Annotated in this window: 15 protein-coding genes and 1 pseudogene; 4 read left to right on the forward strand and 12 right to left on the reverse strand. The window is 65.3% G+C overall.

Features of this window, described 5'->3' with window-relative positions:
- Positions 1-13: 13 nt before the first annotated feature.
- The 4 genes from EJ068_RS17580 to EJ068_RS17595 all read right to left on the reverse strand — a co-directional run bounded on the left by EJ068_RS17580 (position 14) and on the right by EJ068_RS17595 (position 4,270).
- Complete coding sequence (locus EJ068_RS17580; RefSeq protein ID WP_127253853.1) at positions 14-853, reverse strand: carbohydrate ABC transporter permease; 840 nt, start codon at positions 851-853, stop codon at positions 14-16.
- Between the two features lie 8 nt (positions 854-861).
- Positions 862-1,791 carry a sugar ABC transporter permease gene (locus EJ068_RS17585; RefSeq protein WP_129555011.1) on the reverse strand — a complete coding sequence of 310 codons (930 nt, stop codon included), beginning with the start codon at positions 1,789-1,791 and terminating at the stop codon, positions 862-864.
- Positions 1,792-2,033: 242 nt separating this feature from the next.
- A complete protein-coding gene (locus EJ068_RS17590; protein ID WP_126079956.1) occupies positions 2,034-3,308 on the reverse strand; it encodes an ABC transporter substrate-binding protein in 1,275 nt (424 codons plus the stop codon).
- A 53-nt stretch (positions 3,309-3,361) separates the two neighbouring features.
- Positions 3,362-4,270: an N-acetylmuramic acid 6-phosphate etherase gene (locus EJ068_RS17595; protein WP_127252070.1), complete on the reverse strand. Its 909-nt coding sequence runs from the start codon at positions 4,268-4,270 to the stop codon at positions 3,362-3,364.
- Positions 4,271-4,479: 209 nt separating this feature from the next.
- On the opposite strand from EJ068_RS17595, the pseudogene EJ068_RS17600 reads away from it, so the two are divergent.
- The 4 genes and pseudogenes from EJ068_RS17600 to nagA all read left to right on the forward strand — a co-directional run bounded on the left by EJ068_RS17600 (position 4,480) and on the right by nagA (position 8,330).
- A pseudogene (locus EJ068_RS17600) lies at positions 4,480-5,351 on the forward strand (N-acetylglucosamine kinase).
- Positions 5,348-6,127, forward strand: coding sequence for a GntR family transcriptional regulator (locus EJ068_RS17605; protein ID WP_127252072.1), 780 nt, complete (start codon positions 5,348-5,350; stop codon positions 6,125-6,127). The pseudogene EJ068_RS17600 and the gene EJ068_RS17605 overlap by 4 nt, the downstream one beginning before the upstream one ends.
- Positions 6,124-7,155: an SIS domain-containing protein gene (locus EJ068_RS17610; RefSeq protein WP_127252073.1), complete on the forward strand. Its 1,032-nt coding sequence runs from the start codon at positions 6,124-6,126 to the stop codon at positions 7,153-7,155. The genes EJ068_RS17605 and EJ068_RS17610 overlap by 4 nt, the downstream gene beginning before the upstream one ends.
- Positions 7,152-8,330 (forward strand): N-acetylglucosamine-6-phosphate deacetylase, encoded by a 1,179-nt coding sequence (gene nagA, locus EJ068_RS17615; RefSeq protein ID WP_127252074.1) that lies wholly within the window; start codon positions 7,152-7,154, stop codon positions 8,328-8,330. The genes EJ068_RS17610 and nagA overlap by 4 nt, the downstream gene beginning before the upstream one ends.
- Positions 8,331-8,993: 663 nt before the next feature.
- Here nagA and EJ068_RS17620 read toward each other — a convergent pair.
- The 8 genes from EJ068_RS17620 to EJ068_RS17655 form a co-directional block, all read right to left on the reverse strand.
- Entirely contained in the window at positions 8,994-10,511 is a 1,518-nt protein-coding gene (locus tag EJ068_RS17620; protein WP_127252075.1) for a malonyl-CoA synthase, read from the reverse strand.
- A 106-nt stretch (positions 10,512-10,617) separates the two neighbouring features.
- Entirely contained in the window at positions 10,618-11,355 is a 738-nt protein-coding gene (locus tag EJ068_RS17625) for a GntR family transcriptional regulator (protein ID WP_127252076.1), read from the reverse strand.
- Between the two features lie 262 nt (positions 11,356-11,617).
- Positions 11,618-12,295, reverse strand: a complete 678-nt coding sequence (gene rpe, locus EJ068_RS17630; protein ID WP_127252077.1) for a ribulose-phosphate 3-epimerase — start codon at positions 12,293-12,295, stop codon at positions 11,618-11,620.
- A gap of 178 nt (positions 12,296-12,473) precedes the next feature.
- A complete protein-coding gene (locus EJ068_RS17635) occupies positions 12,474-16,226 on the reverse strand; it encodes a hypothetical protein (protein WP_128315102.1) in 3,753 nt (1,250 codons plus the stop codon).
- Positions 16,223-18,193, reverse strand: coding sequence for a hypothetical protein (locus EJ068_RS17640; protein WP_127252079.1), 1,971 nt, complete (start codon positions 18,191-18,193; stop codon positions 16,223-16,225). Before EJ068_RS17640 ends, EJ068_RS17635 begins: the two co-directional genes overlap by 4 nt.
- 356 nt (positions 18,194-18,549) lie before the next feature.
- Positions 18,550-19,491, reverse strand: a complete 942-nt coding sequence (locus EJ068_RS17645; protein WP_127252080.1) for an alpha/beta hydrolase — start codon at positions 19,489-19,491, stop codon at positions 18,550-18,552.
- Positions 19,492-19,517: 26 nt separating this feature from the next.
- On the reverse strand, positions 19,518-20,300 hold the full coding sequence (locus tag EJ068_RS17650; protein WP_127252081.1) for a carnitinyl-CoA dehydratase: 783 nt from the start codon (positions 20,298-20,300) through the stop codon (positions 19,518-19,520).
- Complete coding sequence (locus EJ068_RS17655; RefSeq protein WP_127386306.1) at positions 20,293-22,371, reverse strand: acetate--CoA ligase family protein; 2,079 nt, start codon at positions 22,369-22,371, stop codon at positions 20,293-20,295. Before EJ068_RS17655 ends, EJ068_RS17650 begins: the two co-directional genes overlap by 8 nt.
- Positions 22,372-22,391 lie beyond the last annotated feature (20 nt).

Consider the following 22,391-nt stretch of genomic DNA (forward strand, 5'->3'; position numbering starts at 1 on the left):
TGGCTGTTACGGCTCACTTGACGGCTCCCGATGTGATGCCGCGGATCAGCTGCCGCGAGAAGATGACATAGAGGATCAGCACCGGCAGGATCGCCAGCGACAGTGCGGCCAGGATCGCGTTCCAGTTGGTGACGAACTGGCCGAGGAAGAGCTGCGCGCCGAGCGTCACCGTCTTGGTCTCTTCCGACGGCGCCAGGATCAGCGGGAACCACAGATCGTTCCAGATCGGGATCATGGTGAAGACGGCGACCGTTGCCATCGCCGGCCGCACCAGCGGCAGGACAAGGCGGAAGAAGATCGTATATTCCGACAGCCCGTCGATACGTCCGGCGTTCTTCAGGTCGTTTGCCACCTGCTTCATGAATTCCGACAGGATGAAGATCGCCAGCGGCAGGCCCTGCGCGGTATAGACCAGGATCAGCGCCGTCAGCGTGTTCACCAGCCCGCTCGCCACCATCAGTTGCAGGATGGCGACGGTGCCGAGCCGGATCGGGATCATGATGCCGAGCGCCAGGTAAAGCCCCATCAGCGTGTTGCCGCGGAAGCGGTATTCCGACAGCGCGAAGGCGGCCATCGCGCCGAACAGAAGCACCAAGAACAGCGAGGCGACAGTGACGACGAGGCTGTTCTGGAAATAGTGGAAGAAATCGCCCTGGCCGAACACGGTGGTGTAGCCGATCAGGTCGAAGGTCTTCGGTGTCGGCGGCGTCAGCGGCGCACCGAAGATGCCCGCGCGCGATTTGAACGAATTCATCACCACCAGGATCACCGGGAACAGCGCGATCACCGTGTAGGTGATAAGGATCGCGTGCGCGCCGATGGTACGGGGAAGCGAATGGGTAGCTGTGCTCATGGCGCGCCTCAGAACTGGTAGCGACGCAGGCGCGTCTGCACGAGGAACAGGTAGACGCAGACGCCGGCGAGGATGATCAGGAACATGATCGTGGCGATCGCCGCGCCCATATTGGGATCGCCGACCTGCAGCTGGAAGCCGAAGAAGGCGCGGTAAAGGAAGGTGCCGAGGATGTCGGTCGAATAGTTCGGCCCGGCGAGCGCGCCCTGCGCGGTGTAGATCAGGTCGAAGGCGTTGAAATTGCCGACGAAGGTCAGGATCGAGATGATGCCGATCGAGGGCAGGATCAGCGGCAGCTTGATCTTCCAGAACTGCGCCATGCCGGTGACGCCGTCGCATTCGGCCGCCTCGATCACCTCGTCGGGAATCGACAGCAGCGCCGCATAGATCAGCATCATCGGGATGCCGACGAACTGCCACACCGACACCAGGCTGAGCGCGGTCAGCGCGTATTGCTCCTTGCCGAGCCAGGGCGTGAAGAAGCTCTTCAAGCCGACAAAATCCATCAGATGCGGTGCCACGCCCCAGATCGGCGACAGGATCAGCTTCCAGGCGAAGCCGACGATGACGAAGGACAGGATCGTCGGCACGAAGATCGCCGTGCGATAGAAGGCGGTGAAGCGCAGCCGGGGGCTGGAAAGCAGCGCTGCCAGCAGGATGCCGATCGGGTTCTGCACCAGCATGTGGATGATGAAGAACCAGACATTGTTCCTGAGCGCATTCCAGAAATTCACCGACCAGTTCGGATCGCCGAACAGCGTGCGGAAATTGTCGAGGCCGACAAACACCTGGGACTGCTCGATGTTGCGGAACAGCGAGAGCTGCAGCGTGCCGAACAGCGGCAGGATCATGAAGGCGGTGTAGACCAGCACCGCCGGCGCCAGGAAGACGCCGACATGCCAGCGTATGGGTCTTTTCGCTCGCGTTTTTGCAGCCATGGTCTCGGTGTCCATGAGTTCGGTTCCCCGCCGTCTCTGGGTTCCAGTTCGGTGATGCTAGCTGATGCCTCGATGCACGGCCTGGCTGTCCCCTCTGGGGGTAAGACAAGGCCAGCGACAGATCGGCTCCGTTTTCCCCGCGAGATCGAGGGTAAGACCGGGAGGCTGCGCCGACAATCGCTATCTAACAGCTGTTCGAATGCCGGCCGGGCATGTTCCCGGCCGGCCCGTTGCCTGAGACTTTACTTCGCCGGCTTGTACCAGCTGTCGAGGCCGTCCTGCAGCTTCTTGGCCGCGGCCTCCGGCGTATCGGTGCCGTTGATCACATTGGCCGATTCAACCCAGGTCTCGTTCTCGAGGTTCGGCGTGCCGCGCGACAGGATCTGGTAGGTCGAGCGGATCGTCGACTTGCACTTGCCGCGCCAGGAGACGAATTCCTGCGCCAGCGGGTCTTCCATCTTCACCGGCGTCGAGTTCAGGCTGAAGAAGCCCGGCAGCGCGTTGGCATAGATGGTGGCGAAGTCCGGCGAAGCGACCCAGGACAGGAACTTCTTGGCCTCTTCCGGATGCTTCGAAGCCGCGTTCAGGCCCATGCCGATATCGGTATGGTCGGAGATGTAGCAGGTATCGCCGGCCTTCTGCACCGGCGGCGGGAAGGCGCCCATCTTGAACTGCGCCTGCGTGTTGAACAGGCCGATCTCCCACGAGCCGGCCGGGTAGATGGCGGCGCGGCCGAGCGTGAACAGGTTCTGGCTGTCCGGGTAGGTCTGGGCCTCGAAGCCGTCGCCCAGATAGGGCTTCCACTTGGCCAGTTCCTTGTAGGGCTCGACCCAGTCGGCATCGGTCAGCTTCTGCTCGCCCTTGATCAGGGCCGCGCGGCCTTCCTCGCCCTTCCAGTAGTTCGGGCCGATATTCTGGTAGCCCATGGTCGCGGCTTCCCAGAGATCCTTGGTGCCCATCGCCATCGGGATGTAGGTGCCGTCGGCCTTGATCTTGTCGAGCACGGCGTAGAACTCTTCGTTGGTGGTCGGCACCTTGAGGCCGAGCTTGTCGAAGGCGTCCTTGTTGTAGATGAAGCCGTGGATGACCGAGGCCATCGGCACGCAGAAGCTCGACTTGCCGTCATCGGTCTGCCAGGCGGCCTTGGCGACGGGCGAGAAGTTCTCCATGCCGGGCAGCGAGGAGATGTCGGCAAGGTTGCCCTTCTTGAACAGCTCGAGCGACTTGTCGAAGGGGCGGCAGGTGATCAGGTCGCCGGCCGAGCCGGCAGCGAGCTTGGCGCCGAGGGCGGCGTCATACTCGGTCGGAGCCGAAGGCGCGAACACCACCTTGATGCCGGGGTTCTTGGCTTCGAAGGCCGGGATCAGCTTGTCCTTCCAGATGGTCAGGTCGTCGCCGCGCCAGCTTTCGATGTTGAGCGTCACGTCCTCGGCCAGAGCCATCCCGGTGGTGCCGAGGATGCCCGTGCCGAGGATGCTTGTGCCGAGCAGAAGGGCCGTCAGTAGTTTGGTCTTCATCTTCAGTCTCCCTGTTGACCTTTTTCAGGTTCGGTTTTGATGAGAACAGGGGCTCAGCGCCCCTTGCTCCCCTCGATCTCGGAAAGCGCCGGCCGAAGTTTTTGGCCGGTTCCTTCCAGTATCTTCTCAGCCGCATCGGCGTTTGCCGCGCCCGCGGCGAGCAGAATGGCGGTCTTGACCACGCCCCCGCTCTTCTCGAGCAAGCGGGCGGCGTCGTCGCGGCTCTTGCCGCTGATGGCCGCGACCATGCGCACGGCGCGGTCGCGCAGCTTGATGTTGTCGGCGGTGAGATTGACCATGTAGCCGTCATGGACATGGCCGAGATGGATGGCGGCAAGCGTCGACAGCATGTTGAGCGCGATCTTCTGCGCGGTGCCCGCGCCCATGCGCGTCGAGCCGGCGATCAGCTCCGGTGGCGTTTCGAGCAGGATGGCGACATCGGCCTGCTTGAACAGCGCGGCGCCCCGGTTGTTGGCGATGGCGATGGTCGCCGCGCCGCGGCTGCGTGCGTCCTGCAGCGCCTGGACCGCATAGGGGGTCGAGCCGCTTGCGGAGATGGCGATCAGGCAGTCGCCCTTGCCGATAGCGGCCGCGGCAACAGCCGACGAAGCTTCCTCGGTGTCGTCCTCGGGGCCGCCTGCCAGCGTACGGAAGGCATTGTCGCCGCCGGCGATCAGGATGGCGATGCGGTCGCGGGCGATGCCGAAGGTGCCAGGCAATTCCAGCGCGTCGGCCACCGCCATCAGGCCGGAACTGCCGGCCGCCGCATAGGCAAGTTTCCCGCCACTCTTCAACTGCTTCGCGATGAGTTCGGCGGCGGCGGCGATCGCCGGAACGGCGCCGTGCACGGCCTTGGCGGCCTCGATCTGGGCGTTGGCCAGGAACGCCAGAATGGCTTCCGGGGCCTGGACATCCAGCCCCTCGGCATTCTGGTGAAGCGCTTCCGTGCGCGTCTCGGCCATCCATTTTCCTCCGACCTGAACGAACAATACCAAAAAAATACCACTTGTCCACACGCATTAACGAATTTCAGGTGGCGGAACTCGCTTGCCGGCAAATTAACGTGATTTTTCAATAAAATACGGCTTAATGTTTTTGAACCGAAATTAACTCTTGGCTATTGGTATTTTATTGGTATTATCCGGCCCCGAGGAGAAATCGCGTGAAATTCGTGCTTGGCATCGATGGCGGCGGCACCAGCTGCAGGGCGGCCCTTGCGACCGTCGACGGCGTTGTCGTCGGCCGCGCCAAGAGCGGCGCCGCCAACATCCGCACCGATCTCACCGGCGCCCGCGCCAACATCATCGAAGCGGCCAGGCAGGCTTTCTTTGCGGCTGGCGCGGATCCGGATTTGATCCCGCAAACACCGGCCATTCTCGGGTTGGCCGGCGCCAATGTCGGCACCTACCGGCAGCAGCTCGAAGCAATCCTGCCGTTCAGCCGGAGCCGTGTCGAAACCGACGCCGAGATCGCGCTCGAGGGCGCGGTCGGCTCCGGTGACGGCGCTATGGCCATCCTGGGCACCGGCACTGCGTATATGGCGCGCAAGGGGGGAAATCGCGCGCCATCGGCGGCTGGGGTTTCCAGGTCGGCGACCAGGGCAGCGGCGCCCGCATCGGCCGCGACCTGCTGGAACAGACGCTGCTTGCCTATGACGGCATCCGTCCGGGCTCGCCCCTGACCGACGCCATGCTCGCCGTCTTCCGCAACAATCCCGAAGACGTGGTCGAATTCACCACTAACGCCAAGCCCGGCGATTTCGGCGGCTTCGCGCCGAAGGTTTTCGAGCATGCCGAGAAGGGCGATCTTGTCGCCAACTTCATCCTCGCCAAAGCGGTTGCCGATGTCCAGGCTTCGCTCGGCGCGCTCGATCTCGCCGCCGACGCTCCGCTCTGCCTGCTCGGCGGCCTGGCGCCGCTTTACGCGCCGCGCCTTTCGGCGCGTTATCGGGCGCTGCTCAAAGCACCGCTCGACGATGCGCTGGGCGGCGCCGTTCAGATGGCCGCGCGCGTCTTCGCCAATGGTTCGGAGGCCGCCCGATGAGCGCCGCCGACCAGATATTCGCCATGCTGAAACAATCCTCGCAGAGCGGCGCGCCGCTTTATCTGCAACTGCGGAAAAGCATCGAGGAAGCGGTCAATCGCGGCCTGATCGGCCCGGGCGACGCGTTGCCGTCCGAGCGCGACATCGCCAGCAAGGCTGATATCTCGCGCGTCACCGTGCGCAAGGCGGTGCAGGACCTGGTCAAGGGCGGCATCCTCGTCCAGCGCCACGGCTCGGGTACTTTCGTCGCGCCGCGCATGGAGCGCGTCGAGCAGTCGCTGTCGCGGCTCACCTCCTTCACCGAGGATATGGCGCGCCGCGGCATGAGCGTGCGCTCGGTCTGGCTCGACCGCGGCCTCTATGCGCCGTCGCCGGACGAGATGATGGTGCTCGGCCTGTCCTCGACCGAATTGGTGGCCCGCGTCGCGCGCCTGCGCATCGCCGACGACACGCCGCTGGCGATCGAGCGCGCGGCGCTCTCGGCCAGCGTTCTGCCCGATCCCGAAGCGATCGGCTCCTCGCTCTACGCCGCGCTTGGCATGACTGGCAATCGTCCGGTGCGCGCCGTGCAGCGCATCTCGGCCACCAATCTCGGCGATGCCGATGCGCGCCTCCTGGAAGTGCCGCCGAGGGTTGCCGGACTGCAGATCGAGCGCATTTCCTATCTGGCGAGCGGCAAGGTGATCGAGTTCACCCGCTCGGTCTACAGGGGCGACGCCTATGATTTCGTCGCGGAACTCCGGCTGACCGGGCCGGGAGAGGAGATCCGGCCATGAGCGCCACCACCACCCATATGCGGCGCGAGATCGACGAGATCCCGCAAGCCGCCGCCCGCCTTCTCGACGGCTCGGCTTCGGCTTTGGCCGAGGCCGGGCGCGGCCTGCGCGAGCGTGACCCGCAATTTGTCGTCACCGTGGCGCGCGGCTCGTCAGACCATGCCGCGACCTTCATGAAATATGCCGTCGAGCTGACGGCAGGCCTGGCGGTCGCTTCCGTCGGGCCGTCGATCGCTTCCATCTACGGCGCAAAGCTCAGGCTGCGCGGCTCTGCCTGCCTGGCGGTCTCGCAGTCGGGCAAGAGCCCGGACATCGTCGCCATGGCCGAAACGGCAAGGGCCGGCGGCGCGCTCACCGTAGCCATCACCAACACCGCCGACTCGCCGCTCGCGCGGGCTTCCGATTACGCCATCGATATCCTCGCCGGGCCGGAGCGCTCCGTCGCGGCCACCAAGACCTTCGTCAATTCGGCCGTCGCCGGCCTCGCGCTGATGGCGCACGCCACCGACGACCAGGCACTGCTCAAGGCGCTCGCCGGCCTGCCGGCCCATTTCGAGAAGGCGATCGCCTGCGACTGGATGGCGCTCGCCGGCGCCTTGGAGGATCCGCAGTCGCTCTTCATCCTCGGCCGTGGCCCCTCCTTCGCCATCGCCAGCGAGGCGGCACTGAAATTCAAGGAAACCTGCGCCATGCATGCCGAGGCCTACAGCGCGGCGGAAGTCATGCATGGGCCGCTGGCACTGGTCGGACCGGGGTTCCCGGTGCTGGCGCTTGCCGCGCGAGACGCGTCGGAACCCTCGGTCGCCGAGGCGGCTGATGGTCTGACGGCCAAGGGCGCCGCCGCCTTCATCACCTCCGACAAGGCCAAGGCCGCGAGGCTTCTTCCCCATGTCGCTACCGGCCATCCGCTTACCGATCCGCTGCCGCTGATCGTGTCCTTCTACGGCTTCGTCGAAGCCTTCGCGCGTCATCGCGGCCTTGACCCGGACACGCCGCGCAACCTGCGCAAGGTGACGGAAACCGTATGAGCGACCGTTTCGCACTCACCGGCGCCCGCATCTTTGACGGCGCCGACTGGCATGACAACGCCGCCCTTGTCGTCAAGGGCGACTTGGTCGAGGCCATCCTGCCCGCCGGCGCCATTCCGTCCGGCGTTCCGGCGGTCGAGACCGGTGGTGGCCTGCTGGTGCCCGGTTTCGTCGATATCCAGGTCAATGGCGGCGGCGGCGTCATGCTCAACGACCATCCCGACATCGCCTCGATCGAGACGATCTGCCGGGCGCATGCGCCCTTCGGCACCACGGCGCTGCTGGTGACGCTGATCACCGACACGCCGGCGATCACCACCGCGGCGGTCGCTGCGGGCGGCGAGGCGGCCCGGGAAAAGGTGCCGGGCTTCCTCGGCCTGCATCTGGAAGGGCCGCATCTTTCCCTGGCCCGCAAGGGCGCGCATGATCCGGCGCTGATCCGGCCGATGACCGACGCCGACCAGGCCGCGCTCATCGCCGCGCGCCAGGACCTGCCGGTGCTGCTCACCACGATCGCGCCGGAATCGGTCGAACCGGTCCGTGTCACCGCGCTGGCCAAGGCCGGCGTTATCGTGAGCCTCGGCCATAGCGATACAAATTACGCGACGGCCAGCGCCTACGCCGCCGCCGGCGCCACGGTGGTGACGCATCTCTTCAACGCCATGAGCCAGATCGGCAACCGCGAGCCGGGCCTGGCGGGCGCTGCGATCGATACCGGTGGTCTGTATGCCGGCATCATCGCCGACGGCATCCATGTCCATCCGGCGACGATGATCCTCGCGCTGCGCGGCAAGCAGGGGCCGGGCAAGATCGTTCTGGTCACCGACGCCATGGCGACGATCGGCACCGACATGACCTCGTTCACGCTGAACGGCCGCACCATCTACCGCAAGGACGGGAGCCTCAGGCTCGCCGACGGCACGCTGGCCGGCGCCGACCTCGACATGATCTCCGCCATCCGATTCGTTCATCGCGTCATCGGGCTCGATCTCGACGAGGCCTTGCGGATGGCCTCGCTTTATCCGGCTGAGGCAATCGGCCAGGCGCATAGGCTCGGCCGCTTCGCCAACGGGACAGCTGCCGACATTGTTGGGCTGTCGGAGCATCTGGATTTGAGGAACGTCTGGATCGGTGGTGAGAAGGTGTTTACGGCCAACGGACGATTGCAACTTTAAGTAAAACCAAAAGAGTGGATTTGCGTCGACCGATCTGATTTGAAGTTCACGTCCGGCGATGAGAAATCGCTTCGCCGAAGCCAACCTCCAATAAGATCGATCCTATTTTCCTCTTCAGGCGTCAGCCGCGAATATTTCCACAGTTTGTGTCTATGGGCGTCAACCGTCATCGGATCGCAGGCCCACTGCTCCAGAAGTAGGTTCTGAAGATGCCGGCGAGGGGGCCTTATCCATCGACCTTGGGCAATCCAAGCCTTCGCACTCTCAGAAGACAGAGAAGATTTAACCGCGGAGGAGCAACCCCAAGAGATAACGAGTTCCGATAGGCGCCGGCAGACATGCTTGTCAGCCAGCTCACCTAGGCTTGGGGCGATGTAATACTGGGCACGATAGCCACCCGCGCCATTGTGGAACAAATCAACCGCTCTGGCTTCACATTGCAACCGTATCCTGTATCGGATGAGGGAGTGCTTGGCCTGAGTGCCTTGCGAATGACAGTTGAATTCGCCCCTCGCTTTTGAGCGCTGCGCGCCGGATATAATCTGTTCAACGATTTGCTCGAAGGAGTGCGAATACAGTTCTTGGCGACGTAGCGGCCCTATTCTGTTCGACATTAGCCAGGCTGAAGATGGAACGATCGCAAACATCAGGGCACAATAAACCTCACGACGGTTTGTAGATATCCTTGTACGCCTCCCGCAGCAGGTTCTTCTGCACCTTGCCCATCGTATTGCGCGGCAGTTCGTCGACGAAAATCACCTGCTTCGGATGCTTGTATTTCGCCAGCCGGCCGGCGATGGCGGCAGCTATGTCGGCCGCTTCAATCGCCGATCCCGGCTTGCGCACCACCACGGCCGTGACACCTTCGCCGAAATCGGGATGCGCGACGCCGATCACTGCGCTTTCGCTGACGCCGTCGAGCGCGTCGATCTCGCTCTCGATCTCCTTCGGATAGACATTGTAGCCGCCGGAGATGATCAGGTCCTTGCCGCGCCCGACGATGTGGACATAGCCGTCGGCGTCGATCAGGCCGAGGTCGCCGGTGATGAAGAAGCCGTCGTCGCGGAACTCGGCCTTGGTCTTCTCGGGCATGCGCCAATAGCCGGCAAACACGTTCGGTCCCTTGACCTCGATCATGCCGATCTCGCCCTGTGCGAGCGGCCTGGCCGTCTCGAGATCGGTGACGCGCAATGAAACGCCGGGCAGGGGGAAGCCGACGGTGCCAGCGCGCCGCTCGCCGTCATAGGGGTTCGATGTGTTCATGTTGGTCTCGGTCATGCCGTAGCGCTCGAGGATGGCGTGGCCGGTGCGCTCGCGCCAGGCCTTGTGCGTCTCGGCGAGCAGCGGCGCCGAGCCGGAGATGAACACCCGGATCGTCTTCGCAGCCTCGCGCGTCAGCCCCTCCTGCTGCAGCAGCCGCACATAGAAGGTCGGTACGCCCATCAAGGCCGTCGCGCGCGGCATCAGCGACAGGATGCGCGCGGGATCGAATTTCTGCTCGAACAACATTGTCGCGCCAGCCATCAGGACGACGTTGGTGGCGACGAACAGGCCGTGCGTGTGGAAGATCGGCAGCGCGTGGATCAGCACGTCGTCGGCGCCGAAGCGCCACTGCTCGACCAGCACGCGGGCGTTGGACGCAAGGTTCTCGTGGCTGAGCATCGCGCCCTTTGAGCGGCCGGTCGTGCCGGAGGTGTAGAGGATGGCGGCAAGATCGTCCGGCCCGCGCGCGAGGTCGCTGAACTGCGTCGCCTGCCGCGAAGCCTGGCTGGCCAGCGTTCCCTGTCCGTCGCGGCCGAGCGTGAGCACCGCGGCGCCGATCGACGCGGCAAGCGGCTCGACGCCGGCAAGACGGTCCGGATCGCACGCGATCAGCCTCGGCTCGGCGTCGCGGATGAAATAATCGAGCTCGGGCAGCGTGTAGGCCGTGTTGAGCGGCAGGAAGATCGCACCGGCGCGCAACGAGGCGAGATAGAGCAGCGCCGCCTCCGGGCTCTTCTCGACCTGGACCGCGACGCGGTCGCCCGGCTCGACGCCGGCCTGCGTCAGCGCATGCGCCAGTTGCGCCGACTTCGCCAGCATGTCGCCATAGCTGATCGAACGGCCGTCATCCGTCTCCATCAGCAGCCGGTCGGGAGCCGGCATGCGGGAACGGAACGCGTCGAACAGATGATTGGTCATGCAGGGTTCCTCAGGCGCGGACGCCGAATGGCACATGCGTCGCGCTCGCCTGAGCGAATAGCAGATTTGGCCGCCGGAGCAAAAAGACCGTGGGCGGTTTCCGTCGCTATCTGCGGCGCGCCTTGGCAACGCCAGCCCTCGGATCATAGCCCTGGGCGAAGCGTTCCATGCACATCGCGGCGGTGAGGCGGTAATGGTTGAGAAGCGCCTCGACGGCGCCATCGGCGTCGCCGTCCAGGGTGCGCTCGGCGATGATGCGGTGCTCGCCGAGATCGTCGCGGCCCATGCCCGGCCCATTTTGCGAGATCAGCCGGTAACGCGAGGCCTGGTCGGAAAGCTGTTCGCAGAAGCCGATCAGCCAGTGCGAGCGGCAAGCCGCGATCAGCGCCCGATGAAAGGCGCGATGTAGCTTCTCCCATTCCGGGTCGTTGGTCGAGGGATCCTCCGGCAGGCGACGCTCGGCGCGGGCCAGGCGGTGGCGGGCCAGCACCAGCTGTTCTTCCCATTCGGCCGTGCGGTGCGCAATGGATTCGCGCAGCGCCCGTTCCTCCAGCCAGCAGCGCGTCCGCGTCAATTCCTCCAGTTCCGCGGCGCCGACCGGCATGAGGAAGAAGCCGCGCTGGTCATGCCGCCCGAGCAGGCCCTCGGCGGCAAGGCGGTTGAGGGCCTCGCGCACCGGTGAGGCGCCCGCCCCGTAGCGCGAAACGACCCACTCGACACGCAGCTTGCTCTCAGCCTCCAGCGCGCCGCGCAAAAGATCGTCGCGGAGCTGTTGGTACACTGAACTGGCCAGCGTGCTCTTGGCGCCCTTGCCGTCGCCCGGATCGGCAGTTCCGTGTGTCAAATGAACTCCTATTGCTTGCCCAGTTTTGTCAGGGCCCCTCGGTCAAGCAATTTCCCGTACATATATCATACAGCCGGGCAAGGGGGGCTCAAGCGGTAGATGATGATATTCGACTTTAAGACAAGGCGGATGGTCTATTGAATGTTTGAAGTAGAATCTCGACAAGGAAACCGCTGTTTCCGTACGACGTTATATATACTGAACAGTCGTTCAATGAGCGCTTCGGCCTTGCAACTCGGGCGAGAGGCGGGCCGGTTGTATATTAACTGGCAGCCTTGTCGGCAGCCGTGCGAATCGCTTCAATGTTTGTCCTGTAGGCTTCGACGCTGCCGCCCTTGAAGACGGCGGCGCCCGCCACCAGCACATTGGCGCCGGCCGCGGTCACCAGCGGTGCGGTCTCGGCCGAGACGCCGCCGTCGATCTCGATATGGATCGGCCGGCTGCCGATCAGCGCCTTCACCCGGCTCACCTTGTCGACGATCGCCGGGATGAAGGCCTGCCCGCCGAACCCCGGATTGACGGTCATGATCAGGATCAGGTCGAGCCGGTCGAGCACATATTCGATCGCCGTCTCCGGCGTCGCCGGGTTCAGCGAAACGCCGGCTTTCTTGCCGAGGCTCTTGATGGTCTGCAGCGAGCGGTCGAGATGCGGCCCGGCCTCGGCATGCACCGTCATGCCGTCGCAGCCGGCCTCGGCGAAAGCCGCCAGGTAAGGATCGGCCGGCGCGATCATCAGATGGCAGTCGAAAAAGGCCTTGGTGCGGTTGCGGATCGCCTTGATCACCGGCGGGCCGAAGGTGATGTTGGGCACGAAATGGCCGTCCATCACGTCGAGATGGATCCAGTCGGCGCCGGCCGCCGCGACGGCCTCGACCTCATCACCCAGCTTCGAAAAATCCGATGCCAGCACCGACGGTGCGATCAGGGTCTTCTTGCTCATGCTGCGGCCTCTGTTGCGGATGCAAATCTCGGATTGCCTAGAGCATTTTGCGCCCAAGTGGAATCACTTGGAGTTGCGGAAATGCGGCTAAACAGGAGGAAGATGCCGAAAGGGGAAGCGCGGGACAAGAAAGACCCGCCGGATCGCTCCGGCGGGTCTTGGTCTTCAGCCGCCTGCTTTACGGCTTGAAGTTCTGGATGTTGGCGCCCGCCGGGTCCTGCAGCACACGCCGCGGCTGTCGCTGCGGCACCAGCTGCTGCAGGATGTTTGGGTTGAGCAGCAGGTTCGGATTGATCCCCAGGCCCGGCTGCCGGCGGATCGGGAAGCAATCCGGATACCGTCCGGTCGTGCCGACCGGGCAGCGCCGCCTGATAATCGGCTGGCAAATGCCGTCGATCATCTGCGAGCCCGGAGCGCATTCAGCGTCTTCGAACGTGCCGCATCTGCCTTCTATCACCTCGGTGCCGCGCGGACACACGCAGGCGCCGCGCTTGTTGAGGACCTGGCCGCGGATCGAGCACGTCTGCGGCTTCCTGATCGGCGTGCAAGCCTTGCCCTTCAGCGCCGTCCCCTTCGGGCAGACGCAATCGCCATCGGCGTTGCGCACCTGGCCGCGGATGCGGCAGTGGGCAGGCGGCTGCCGGTCAGGCACGCAAGCCTTGGCCGCGCGGTCCAGATGCGTCCCGTCCGGGCAGGTGCAGCCGTTCGATGTCGGCACCGCGCCACGGATCGTGCACTTCGGTGGAGCGACCTGGCAAACGCCGTTGACCAGCTCGCCGCGGCGGCACACGCAGTTGCCGTTCTCGTCGCGGTATTGGCCGGGACGCAGCGTGCACTGCGGCTCTTCCGGTATGTCGCTCCGCACGCATTTGCCGTTCTCCAGATCGGTGCCGCGCGGGCAGACGCAACGTCCGTCCGCCGTCCGGATCTGGCCCTGCAGCAGGACGCAGCGCGGCGGTGGCGGCAGGGGCAGGAGCTTGGTGCCGCCGCCTGTGCCTCCACCAGCCGAACATTGGCCGTTGCGGAAGGTGGTGCCCTCCGGGCAGACGCAACGGCCGGCCGAGTTCATCACCAGTCCATACAAGCACTGGTTCTTCACCGCGTGCCGGATGGTGAAGGGATGGCACGCATAAGCCTTGCCGCGATCGCCCTGGTTGGTGGTCAGGTCGCGCGACAGCACGTCGCCGCCGCCTTGCACCGGCGTGTTCGGAGGAAGCACGCCGACGCAGTTCTGGCCGTTGACCGTGCCCTGCAGAGCGGCAAGGCGCCCATCCTCGGGAAGGATCACGGTGACGTGGTGGCTGTGGCTTTCGCCGGCGCCCAGCGTCAGATTGGCGATGCAGGATGCCGGCAGCGTCGTCGGCTCCGGCGAACAGCCGAAGGGTGGGTCGATCGACGTGATCTGAACGCCTTCCAGCCGGCCGAGACCCTCCACGCCGATCGCATCGCCGATGCGGACTGGACCGGAGAAGGGGTTCGGCCCGTCATTCGTGATGGTGATCTCGAACGAGCATGGTTGTCCCGGCTGGCATTCGGCGTCGCCGGTCTTCTCGACGCGGATGGTGGAGGCGCCGCCGCCCTTCGCGCAGGCCTGACCGATCGGGTAGACGATGTCGTCGCCCGGCGCCGGCCCAAAACTGCCGCGCGCGCAGTTCTCGAACGCGCCATTGCCGCTCACCGTCACGTCCAAGTGCCGGCTGGTTCCGGGCGTCATCACGGCGCCGAGAATCTGACACGACAGCGTGTTTGCAGGCACCGGACCGCAAGCCCAGTCCGCACCGTCAGGGGTGACGGTTTGAATCTGGACAGGCGCTCCGCCCGACACCAGCGTGGCGGCATCGCTGACCCGCACCGGGCCAGTTGGGGCCGCGCTGCCGGCATTGCTGACGGTGATCCGGCAGGAAACAGCCGCGGCACCGCCCAGCGAGCCGCCGCATGTCTTGGTGATGCGCAGACCGGGCTGGCCGCCATTCGGATGGCGGATGCGCTCGGTCGCGCAGGCCTTGTTATTGGCGAGGTCGACCTCGCCGGGAATGCCTTTCACCTCGGCGCAGTTCTCGACCGTGTCCGGCCGGTAGTTTGCCGGCATCACCGCCTTGACGACGATCGGCGTCGAGGCGCCCGGAGGCAGCGCGATGCCTGCATTGTCGCAGCGGAACTGTCCAGGCCCGTTAGGTCCGCAAGCCCATGGCGGGCTCGGCCCGAAGGTCGATGAGGTCGGCGCGCCGCCCGGATAGGTGTCGATCACCGTCAGCGGCCCGTTATAGGTGCCGGTGCCGTTGTTGATGATGTCGATCACGAAAGAGCAAACGCCGTCCGGCGTGCAGACCGGGGTGCGGGCGCGCTTCTTCAGGATCAGGTCGACCTTCTTCTCGACCGGCGGATTGCACTGCGGATCGCGATCGCCACGGCTGCAGATCGGGATCGAAGCGCAGCCGCGGTCGTTCTGCTGGCTGCCGAACAGCGGCTTGCCGCTGGCTTGGTAGTCATAGGCGGCGCAGTTGCGCAACGCGCCGCCCTGCCAGCCGCCCGCCGGCTTGAAACCGAGCTTGAGGTTGACCGCGGCGCCGGGGTTGAGCGTCGTTACCGGATAGGTGCAGGTCATCGGCGTCGTGCCGGGCACGCAGACCCAGGGCGCATTCGGCCCGGAAGTCAGCACCGAGCCTGCCGGCAACGTCACCTCGTCGAGCACGATCTTGCCGTTATAGGGCGCGTCGCCGACATTGGTGACGGTGATGGTGAAGTCGCAGCCGCCGGCCATCGTGCAGCGCGGCACGTCGGCATGCTTCTCGACCTTGAGGTCCGGCTCCTTGTCCTTCGGCGGGCATCTCAGATCACGCGGGATGACGATGTCGATGACCTGGGTGCAGCAGAGCCCCCAGCCCTCCTTCGGCCCGACATAGGTCTCGATGCCGGTGACGATCAGGTGGATGGTCTCGCCAGGCGAGGCGCCGATGATCTTCCAGTTCAGCACGCCGCCGCCGACCGGAACCTTCTGCGTGTCGGGAACGATGCTGATGCCGGGAGTGGTCGTCGCCACCTGCACCCATTTGCCGCCCATCTCGGGTCCGACCGGCATATGGTAGATGAAGGCCCCGCCGCCGGGCACGCAATCGACGGTGCCGTGCTCGACCTTGAAGCATTCCTTGCCGGGAGGCGGAGGCGGCGGGTTGCATTTGGTCAGGTCGATCCTGATCGAGGTTTTCACCCCGGTGAGGAAATCGCCGTCGTCTGGCTTGTCCGGATCCTGCGAGGGGATGGTCGTTGCCGGCCCGCCTCGCAGCGAAACCTTGATCTCTCCCTGGTTGTCGACCGTCGCCGGTGCGGGGAAGGCCGCATGGTCTATCTTGGCGGTGATCCGGAAGGTGATGACGCGTTCGTTCGCAGCACCCGCGCCATCGAGGTTGGCAGCGCTGATGCGGAAATTGGAGACGCTCGCCGTGTCGTTCGGACCCGCCGACGTGCTGATCGAAGCAGCCGGCAGCGGTCCGCCGGAGGCGCTGGTGCCGTCGCCGGCGACATTGACGCTGACGATCTGCAGGCCGTGCGGCAGCTGGTCCCTGAAATCGAGCCTTGTCGCCTTGAGCAAGGCCGCCACGCTTGGCCGGTCGAAATCCTGCGGGTCGCCATGGATGCCGAAGCTCAGGACATATTCGACCGTATCGCAGCTTCTCTGGCCGCCTTTCTTGGTGAAGAACGGCACGATCCGCGCGAGTTCCGCGTTGATGCCGCGTGACGCCGGATTGGCGGCCTGGCTGGTCGCGGCCGGAGCCTGGCTCTGGGCGAGCGCCGGCAGAGCCGGCATCATGGCGACCGCGATACCGGCCGCCATCAGCCAGCGCGCGCCGCGCCTGGCATATGACAGCGGTTTCATGATCGTCTCCATGACGGTTTTGCGCGAGGCGAAGCGGGAATGGGCGAGATCGCTCATCTTTCCCTCCTCGGCGCTTCGCAGTCGACGGCTGGCGTTCTGAGCGGCAGCGTCATCTTGCAGCAAGGGTAGGAGCCGCCCTTGTCCTGGTCGGACTTACGATAGAAGCAGAGCCCGACATTGACGGTATCGCCCGGATCATGGCCGGTGATGTCGACCGTGTAGGGCTTGCCCGGGACATGCGACATGGGGGTGGTCACCCCGACGCCGGGCGTCCTGGACTGCGCCTTGATCGAATCGCCGCCGAAGCCGGCGTGGTCATGGAGAGTGAGTTCGGCCCGCAGCCCGCGCGGCGTGCAGTAGTAATGCACGTCCTCGACATCGACGCAGGGCGGCAGATTGCCGGGCGGCGGGAAGTCGGGCGGATAGAACGGAGGCAGATAGCCGCCGGGGATTTCCTCGTAATAGCCGGCGCGGCCCTCGCAAGGACGCCAGACCCTGACGTCGCCAACATGGCCTTGCACGTCCGGGTCCTCGAAATAGCCGTCGAAATCGACGAACCAGGAGCCGAAGGGCGGCACGTTGGCCGGCTTGACCAGCCCGCTCGGGGTCAGCTGCACGCCATGCACGGCAAGCGGCCCGCCGGCGGCGAGCCGCTCGGCAAGCTCCGGATTGTCGCGCAATTTGTCGCCGGTGTTGACGACGGTGTCGGTGCAGACGGACGTGTCGAGATTGCCTTCGGCATCATAGCGATATTGCAGGTCGACGCCGCCGGCCGACTGGCGATTGCCCTGCGGGAAGCCGATCGCATATTCCTCTGGAACCTCGACCCAGGCCGATTCCGTCGCCGGATCGTCCGGGTCCTCGCGCCAGTAGCGGATCAGCTCGCCTTTGCCGGAGGAGGCGAAGCGGCTGTAATCATAGCGATTTTCGATCGGGCCGCGCTGGGCGAGATACATGAAGCCCTTGTTGTCGAAGGCGATGTCGGTGACGGCATAATCCTGGTCCGCCTTGACCGTCAGCTCCCAGCGCGGATCGCCTGCGAAGCTTCCGTCGCTCGCAATGCCGAACGACCAGATTTCGGCCTTCTCGCCGACGGAATAGTAGAGCCGGCCGCCATGATAGGCGACGGCCCAGACCCGGCGCGCATCCTGCGTGTAGCCCCAGGTCGCGGGGTCTTCGCTATCAAAAGCGGCAGCCTGGATGTCCATTGGGGTGCCGTCATCGGCGACCGGCGCGAGCCCATGCGCCGGTCGTCCGGCAACGCCATGGTCGAAGCTGTCGATCAGATTGCCCTCGATATCGATGCGGTGAATGAGTCCCGTGTCGAGATCCGAAGCGAAGAACTCGCGATGGGTCGGATCGAAGGCGAGGTTGCCGATGCCGGGGCCGCTGTTGGTGTCGATATCGGCGAATTTCGAGACAGCGCCCGTGATGCCGTCGATCTTCCAGATCGTGCCTGGGCCGCCGCCATTCTCGGTGCCGAACTGGCCGTCCATGAAGACCGCACCCGCGGCGCCGCGGCGCTGCCGTTCCGGCCTACCGTCATCGTCCTGGTCCGGCGTGACGATCTCGATGCCCTGCAGCGAGGTCGCGGCCGCATAGAGGTTGGGAACGCCCGACGGTACACCGTCGCGCACGCCGTCGTCATAGGTGAGGCCGAACACCTCACCGATCTGCCCGGCCGTCACCTCGAAGGGAGGCGGCGTGAAGACAAGCTGGCCGGAGGCCGGCCCGCCGAGATGCGAGACGTCGAAAATGCGCAAGGATGCGCGGGACGTGTCGATGAAGGTCTCGTCGACCGGGTCGACGCCGGGCGGCAGACCTTGATCGAAATCGGGAATGATGGTGCCCGGAAAGCCGGTGACCGCCATCGATCCGGGATAGATGATCTCCTGCGCCTTCGCCGCGCCGCCGAGCCACAGGCCGGCGGACAGCGCCAAAGCGAGAATTCCGCTACCTGTCGCGATTGCGCGGCGCAAACGGCCGCCACGGGAACGCAGGAACGAGCCGCGAACGCCAGACATTGAACTCCCCCCGAAGCCGCTGGGAGAAGCGTCCGCCTCTACCGCGCCAACCGGGGCAAGGCGCGGCGTTGCGGCACGTTCTTCCCCGATCGAATTGTCTGTTTTCCTCTTTGCGACGATACGCCGGCTGCCGGGCAGGGTCAACGGAATCAGCCGGAAGCCCAGCGCGTCAACGCCATCCCGAAGGCGGTGATCGCGCTGGACTCCCGTTGTTCCCGGAGACCGCGAAGTCCCTGGGTTTCTGGTCATGTCGGCTTTCCTTTCCGGACCGCACCATCGCGGCGCCCGGCCATCAGTCGCCCGCCGGCGGGGAAAGGTTCATGTCAGGATAGCGCAGCGGAAAGCGCCCTGGGATGTCACCAGATCCAGTCGCCGCGCCCGAGCGCCGAAACCGCCTCGACGATGCGGGTGAAGCTGGTCCGCGCCCGGCCCACCATGTGCCTGGCTCGGAGATAACCGTGCACAAGGCCGGGTTCCTCGAACCAGAAGGCGTGTCCGCCGGCCGCGACGATGCGGTCGCGATAGGCTTCGCCGTCGGATGACAGCGGGTCGCATTGCGCGGTGATCAGCACGGTCGGCGGCAGGTTCGCGAAATCGGCGTCGGCGAGCGGGTAGAGCGTGATGTCGCCGGTCAAGTCGACGCCGCCAGTGCGGACATGCTTGTAGAAGTCGAGGTCGCGCACGGTCAGCATCGGCGCCTCGGCATGCGTAACGTAAGAGCCCTTCGAGTGGTCGCCGCCGAGGCCGGGATAGATCAGCACCTGGCCGGCCGGCTTCTTGGCATGGCCGCGCGTCGCATGCGCAACCGCCGCGCAGAGATTGCCGCCGGCGCTGTCGCCGCAGAGCAGGACCGGGCAGTCATAGGTCTTGGCGGCCCATTCGAAGGCGTCCGTGGCGTCGTCGAAGGCCGCCGGGTGCAGATGCTCCGGCGCCAGCCGGTAATCGAGCGAGACCACATCGAAGCCGGTGCGGGCGCAAAGCTCGGCGCAGACATCGTCATGGCTGTCCAGCCCGCCAAGGATGAAGCCGCCGCCATGGATATAGAGCACCATCGCGGCCTTGTTCGGAACGGCGTTGCGGTAGACGCGGATCGAGATGCTGTTGGTCGGCGCGGCAACGACAGTCGTTTCCGCCGTCACGCCTTGGGGGTAGCCGGCAAAGAACTCCCGGCACATCCGGTCGTAGATCGCCCGCTGCTCTTCGATCGTGTAGTCGATCGTATCTGGCGGATAATAGGAGTTGGTCTTCTCGATGAAGGCCCACGTTTCCGCGTCGATAAGGGTTTTGTAGTCGGTCATGATGGATGACGCCGTCATCTCCGACGTTATCGTCCCTTCCACACCGGATCGCGCTTCTCGGCGAACGCCCGGAATCCTTCCATATTGTCTTCCGACCCGTAGAGGATATCGACGGTCGGCAGCTGCCTCCTCGTCACCTTGTTCATCGCATCCTGGAAGGTCAGCGCCTCGGCCACACGCGCGGTCTCCTTGATCGATGCGAAGACCAGTGGCGGGCCGCTGGCGAGCAACCTTGCTATCTCCCAGACGCGCTCCTCGAGCTTGTCCTTGGGCAGCACCTCGTTGACCAGGCCCCAGCGATGCGCCTCGGCGACATCCATCCAACGGCCGGTGAACAGAAGGTCCATGGCGATGTGGTAGGGAATGCGCTTCGGCAGCTTGATCGTCGCGGCGTCTGCCAGCGTGCCGGCGCGGATCTCCGGCAGTGCGAAGGAGGAATGGTCCGAGGCGTAGATGAGGTCGCAGGACAGCGCCAGCTCGAAGCCGCCGCCCACCGCCATACCGTTGACGCAGGCGATCACCGGCTTGTTGAGGTCGCGCAGTTCCTGCAGGCCGGCAAAGCCGCCGACGCCATAGTCGCCGTCGACCGCATCGCCGGCAGCGGCCGCCTTCAGGTCCCAGCCGGCGCTGAAGAACTTGTCGCCGGCCGTCTTGACGATGACGACGCGCAGCTCCGGATCGTCGCGGAACGCCTTGAAGGTCTCGCCCATCAGCCGCGATGTCTTGAGGTCGATGGCGTTGGCCTTCGGCCGGTCGAGCGTGACCTCGAGGATCGCGCCTTCGCGGCGGGTGGTGATGACGTCAGCCATTCTTCTTTTCTCCAAGCACCAAGAGGGCGTCCGCGATCCATGCGCCCTTGCCTTCGGCGCAGACGATCAGCGGGTTGATGTCGAGTTCCTCGATCTCGCCTTCGTTCTTCTGCACGAAGTCGGCAATGCCGGCGATGGCGTCAATGGCGGCGTTGACGTCGGCCTTCGGCCGGCCGCGATAGCCTTCGAGCAGAGGATAGAGCTTCAGCCCACGCAATGCCGCCTCGATGTCGTCGCGCGTCGCCGGCAGCATCAGCGTCACGCTGTCGCGCAAAAGTTCCACCAGCACGCCGCCGGTGCCCAGCGTCATCACCACGCCGAACATCGGGTCGCGGGTGAAGCCGACGATCAGCTCGGCGACGCCGTCGCGCACCATGCGCTCGGCATAGAGCCCGGTGCCGAGCGGCAGAAGGTCGTGCGCGGCGGCGCTGACGGATTCGGCATCCTTGAGGTTCAGCCTGACGGCGCCGACTTCCGACTTGTGCGTCACGCCGAGCGCCTTGAGAGCGACCGGGAAGCCGAGCGTCATGGAGGAGATCACCGCCTCGACCGCATTGGAGGCGCGCTCGCCCTTCGGCACCGGCAGTCCGGCCTTGATCAGCCTTTCCTTGGCTTCGGCCTCGTCCGGCGTCACGCGCTTGGCCTCGGATGCGCCTGCCGCTGTGGTGTCGACCGGCTGCGCCTGCGGCTCGCGCCAGGCCCAGCCGATGAAAGCGGCAGCCTGGGCGGCATCCATGGCTTCGGAAATGCCGAACAACGGCACCATGCCCCGCGCCATCAGGCCTGCAGTGTATTCCTCCGGCAGGTTTTCCGGCAGCGAGGAGACGATCGCGCCTTGCGCCTTGTTGGTCTTCAGCGCCGCTTCGAAGGCGCGCAGCGTCGCCCACCAGTCGACGTCCGAGCAGCGGTCCGGGCGCGGGAAGTCGAGCACCAGCATGTTCAAGTCGAAACCGCCCGACACCATGGCGGTGAAGGTCGCGGTCATCGCCGGCTCGTTGTTCCAGATGAAGGTGTGGTAGTCGAGCGGATTGGCAACCGCCACCAGCGGACCGAGCGTCGATTTGACATGGGCGCGATGCTCGGCTGTCAGCGCCGGGAAATGCACCCAGCGCCCCTCGGCGCTGTCGGCCATGACGGAGGCCTCGCCACCGGAGCAGCTCATCGAAGACAGCTTGTAGCCCGGCAGCGGACCGGTGATGTGCAAAAGCTTCAGCGCCTCGATGAAGGCCGGAATGGAATCGATGCGCGCGATGCCGAGCCGCTTGAGGAACGCGCCGGAGGCGGCGTCGGAGCCGGCGAGCGAAGCGGTGTGCGACACCGTCGCCTGCCTTGCCTGTTCGGACCGCCCGACCTTCATGGCAATGATCGGCTTCTTCAGTTCGCGCGCCCGGGCCGCCAGCCTTTCGAAGCCCGCCACCGAATCGAAGGCCTCGATATGCAGGCCGAGCGAAGTGACGCGCTCGTCCTCGATGAGGCCGAGCGCCATTTCGGAGAGCCCGGTCTGCGCCTGGTTGCCCGCCGTCATCAGGAAGGCGATCGGCAGGCCGCGCTTCTGCATCGTCATGTTGATGGCGATGTTGGACGACTGCGTGATGATGGCGACGCCCTTGCCGCCCTCGGCCAGCCGTATGCCGCCATGCTGGTCGGGCCACAGCAGCGCGCCGTCGGCATAGTTGATCAGGCCGTAGCAGTTCGGCCCGATGATCGGCATCTGGCCGGCGGCGGCGACGAGCTCGGCCTGCAGCCGCTCGCCGTCCTCGTCATAGGCCTCGGTCTCGAGGAAGCCGGCGGCAAAGCAGACGGCGCCGCCGGCGCCGCGCTCGGCCAGTGCCTTGATCACCTCGATGGTGAGATGCCGGTTGACGCCGACAAAGGCGGCGTCCGGCGCGCCAGGCAGGTCGGCGACGGAGCGGTACGCCTTGCGGCCGGCGACCTCATCCTTGGTCGGATGCACCGGCCAGATTTCGCCGGCAAAGCCCATCTTGATCGATTGAGCCACGACGGCGGCGGCCTGCGCCCCGCCGAACACGGCGATCGATTTGGGGCGCAGGAGACGTTCGAGTTTATGCATGGTCATCTTTTCGTTTGAGC

The organism is Mesorhizobium sp. M2A.F.Ca.ET.043.02.1.1, assembly GCF_003952405.1.
GTDB lineage: Bacteria > Pseudomonadota > Alphaproteobacteria > Rhizobiales > Rhizobiaceae > Mesorhizobium.